This window comes from Gemmatimonadota bacterium (assembly GCA_016209965.1).
Lineage (GTDB): Bacteria > Gemmatimonadota > Gemmatimonadetes > Longimicrobiales > RSA9 > JACQVE01.
The window spans coordinates 1-3,359 of record JACQVE010000011.1 but is presented as its reverse complement, the minus strand read 5'-3'; the positions used below and the strand labels follow the sequence as shown (position 1 = coordinate 3,359).

Annotated in this window: 5 protein-coding genes and 1 pseudogene; 4 read left to right on the top strand and 2 right to left on the bottom strand. The window is 69.2% G+C overall.

All coding sequences use genetic code 11. From position 1 onward, the window contains the following. Window positions 1-118: 118 nt before the first annotated feature. The 4 genes and pseudogenes from HY703_00505 to HY703_00490 all read left to right on the top strand — a co-directional run bounded on the left by HY703_00505 (window position 119) and on the right by HY703_00490 (window position 1,816). A pseudogene (locus HY703_00505) lies at window positions 119-217 on the top strand (universal stress protein). A gap of 123 nt (window positions 218-340) precedes the next feature. Next, window positions 341-1,051, top strand: a complete 711-nt coding sequence (locus HY703_00500) for a DsbA family protein (protein MBI4543658.1) — start codon at window positions 341-343, stop codon at window positions 1,049-1,051. Then, on the top strand, window positions 1,048-1,617 hold the full coding sequence (locus HY703_00495; protein MBI4543657.1) for a vitamin K epoxide reductase family protein: 570 nt from the start codon (window positions 1,048-1,050) through the stop codon (window positions 1,615-1,617). Before HY703_00500 ends, HY703_00495 begins: the two co-directional genes overlap by 4 nt. Continuing rightward, window positions 1,610-1,816: a hypothetical protein gene (locus HY703_00490; GenBank protein ID MBI4543656.1), complete on the top strand. Its 207-nt coding sequence runs from the start codon at window positions 1,610-1,612 to the stop codon at window positions 1,814-1,816. Before HY703_00495 ends, HY703_00490 begins: the two co-directional genes overlap by 8 nt. Window positions 1,817-1,818: 2 nt before the next feature. Here the strand turns inward: HY703_00490 and HY703_00485 are convergent, their stop codons facing one another. Together HY703_00485 and HY703_00480 are read right to left on the bottom strand one after the other, a co-directional pair. Beyond that, window positions 1,819-2,469, bottom strand: a complete 651-nt coding sequence (locus HY703_00485) for a thioredoxin domain-containing protein (protein ID MBI4543655.1) — start codon at window positions 2,467-2,469, stop codon at window positions 1,819-1,821. Between the two features lie 242 nt (window positions 2,470-2,711). After that, entirely contained in the window at window positions 2,712-3,251 is a 540-nt protein-coding gene (locus HY703_00480; protein MBI4543654.1) for a DUF402 domain-containing protein, read from the bottom strand. Window positions 3,252-3,359 lie beyond the last annotated feature (108 nt).

Here is a 3,359-nt window from a genome sequence, read left to right as displayed (position 1 = left end):
GGCGACGCTCAGCGCCGCGGGCGCCGATCGAGTGGTCTCCGATCTGGCCGCTACGGCGCGGGTGGCGGACTGGCTGCTGTCAATCCCGTAGAAGCTCGATCCCGCCGGCGGACGCGGCAACGGCCACGAGCGCCTGCTACTCGGCTCGACCACGGAAGCCGTTCTGCGTCGCACGCCCTGCGCCGTACTGGTGATCCCCGGCCCCGCCGAGCCGTAACGCCGCGCCCCCCTGTGGCTCGTCAGCGCGCCACTTGTCGCGGTTCTCCCATTGCTCCATCTTTAAGCGGGCGGCGCGGCGGCAGTGCCCTGGCGCATCTTTTTCCATGACAAGGAGATAGACGTGGCGGCGCGGAACAAGAAGGCGGCCTCGAGCGGGACGCTGCGCACCTTCTACCTGGTGCTCGGCGCCCTCGCCCTGGTGGGAGTGGGGGCGCTGGCCTACGTGGTCCTTAGCCGCGGGGCGGGTACGGCTGTCGAGCCGGTCGAGCTGGCCATTCAGGATCCCCGCGTGCTGTACGAGAAGGCGCAGGGGATGGTGAAGGGGCCGGCGAACGCGCCCGTCAAGCTGGTCGTGTTCAGTGACTACATGTGCCCGTACTGCGGCCAGTTCGCGGCGCAGGTGCAGCCGCTGCTGGAGACGAACTACGTGCAAGCCGGCAAGCTGCAGATCGTCTACTACGATTTCCCGCTGGGCGGCGAGCACAAGCATTCGTTCCTGGCGGCGCGGGCGGCGCGTTGTGCCGGCGAGGCGGGAAAGTTCTGGGAGTATCAAGCCCTGCTGTTCGGCCGTCTGTCGGAGTGGGGGAGCGCGGAGGGCAGCCCGGTGGGCCGGTTCAGGGGGTATGCCAGCGAGCTGGGGCTGGACGCGGCGGAGTTCGAGCGCTGCCTGGAGAGCGACCGGCATGCCGAGCTGGTGAGTGCCAACCGTTTGCTGGGGCTCGAGTTGGGGGTGAGCGCCACGCCCTGGGTGATCGTGAACGGCAGGCGGATCGGCAACGCGCTGAACTATCGTGAGCTGAAGGAAGTCATCGATCAGGAGATGGGCGCGTGAGCGGAACCGGTGCCGCTGCGGCGGGCCGGCGGGGTGCGCGGGGCACGGGCGCCTTCGAGGCGGCGGCGCCGCCGTCGTGCGGCGTGCAGGATCAGGGCCTGCGGTCCGGTGCGGGAGGGGAAGGCGCAGCGCCGCCCGCGAGCCGCATGGGCATTGCCGTGCTCGCGCTCCTGGGCGTCTTTCTTTCCGGCTACCTGCTGCTTTACAAGCTTGGCTACGTCGGCGCGCTGGCGTGCGGCGTGGGCGGCTGCGAGACGGTTCAGACCTCGCGCTGGGCGGTGTTCCTCGGCGTGCCGGTGCCCGCCTGGGGGGTTGGCGGCTACGCCCTGTTGCTTGGCCTCGCCCTGGCTGGGCTGCAGCCCCGGCTGCAGAGCAAGCGCTCGCTTTCCTTCTTGCTCCTTAGCTTTGGCGCTGCCGCCTTCGGCTTCTCCGCCTACCTGACCGCGCTCGAGGCCTTCATCATCCACGCCTGGTGCCGCTGGTGCCTCGTTTCGGCCGCGCTCGCTGCGTTGATCTTCGGCCTCAGCCTGGCCGAGCTTCCCAGGTTGCGGCGCGAGCATGCCTGACAGCCGCGTGGCCGTGCGCCTGGTCTTCGCGGACCGGGGCAACTTCCACAATGTCGTGGTCCGGCTGCCCGCCGAGGTGCTGGACCGCTACGAGCGGCTGATCGATGCCATCCGGGAGGACCCTGCCATAACGGGCGAGATCTACGTGGATCCGCGGCGTCTCGTGGCTGCCTATCCAGAGCCGGTGGAGGAGTCGTAGCTCTAGCGGCTCGGTGTCTTCTTCGCCTGCAACGCCTTTTCCAGCAGTTCCTTCCACTCTTCGAAGGCCTTGAGGCCGACCACGACCTGCCCTTCTCCGACGATGAAGGTGGGGGTGCCCCCTACCCGTGAAGCGGCGGAGAAGAGGACGTCACTGAGCAGTAGTGGCGCTACGGCGTCTTCCAGGATGCAGGCCTGGAAGGTGTCCACGGGCACGCCTGCCTCACGGGCATAGCGGAGAAAATGCGGGATCGGCTCGGCTGACATGGCCCACTCGCCCTGTGCGGCGAAGAGCCGGTCGTGCAGTGCCCAGAAGCGGTCGGCCAGGCCCCCGGCGCAGAGCGCTGCTTCGGCGGCTGCCCAGGCATGGCGATGCGCAGGCAGGGGCAGGTTCACGAATACCCACTGCACTCGGCCCGGTCGGACATAGGCGCTATCCAGCAGCGGGAAAATCTCCTTCGAGAAGCGGGCGCAGTAAGGGCACTGGAAGTCCGCGATCTCGTAGACCAGGAGCGGCGCATTCTGCACGCCTCGGGCGCGGCTCGCAGCCGCACGCTCCATGACCATGTCCCCGGCGCGCTGCGCGCGCGCGGCCGGCGGCGCCCAGAGCAGGCTGGCGCAGCCCAGCAGCACGGTTGTGGCGCGTCGCCGCACGGCCGTACGCCTGCCTCCTCCGCTACAGTGCATGGGCAACATCATCCAGTGCGCGCTTTCCGTGGACCGGCTGGTACAGCGTCTCAGGAGTCAGGACTTGTGATTTAGTGGTCGAATCCGCAAATACGGCCGCATTCGTGGCCGTACTTACGAACTCGACCACTTACCACTAGCCCACAGCGGCGTTCAACTCGCGTGACTACACCACCCGGGCGGCAGTGGTGCCGTGCCCAACATGGCCGTCAGGGCTCCGGCGCAATCGTGCGCAGCACGCGAGGCAGGTCCCATTCGCGCACGGCGGCCGGCGGCCAGGCGCGCCGCGCTGCGCGCTCGAGCACGCGTTCCGCTTCGGCCTGCGCCATAGCGGCCAGCTCGGGATCGATCCACCCTGCGTCCAGCGCCTGCGCCAGCTCCGCCACGTCCAGCAAGGCTGGCGGGCCGCCTGCCCCCTGCCAGACATCCAGGAACAGGTCGGTCGTCTCCCAGCTCAGCGGGCCGTGGAATCTGGGCGGCGTAAGGATATTGGTGTAGATACCAGTGAAGCGGCCGTCGGCGTGGTGGAACCGGCCAATGTCGTGCCAGGCGCCCGGGAACGTGAACCAGACAGCGGGCGACCCCTCCTCGAGCACTACCTGCCCCTGCACCTGGAGCGGGCGTGCCAGCGGCGTCGCCGGCTGGTAGGTGATCACGACGTCGGCCGAGCGGTGGACGAGCTGCTGCACGAACAGCTCCTGGCGCTGCGGCAGCCGGTGGTAGTGGATGCGGACCTCGGGCGGCGGCATGCGATCAGCTCTGACCCGGGCCCTGTCTGGTGGTCGGCCCGGCCGCGCTAGTCGTAGAAGCCGCGGCCGGCCACTGCCCGCTCGCGCAGCAGGGGCGCGGGCTGGAAG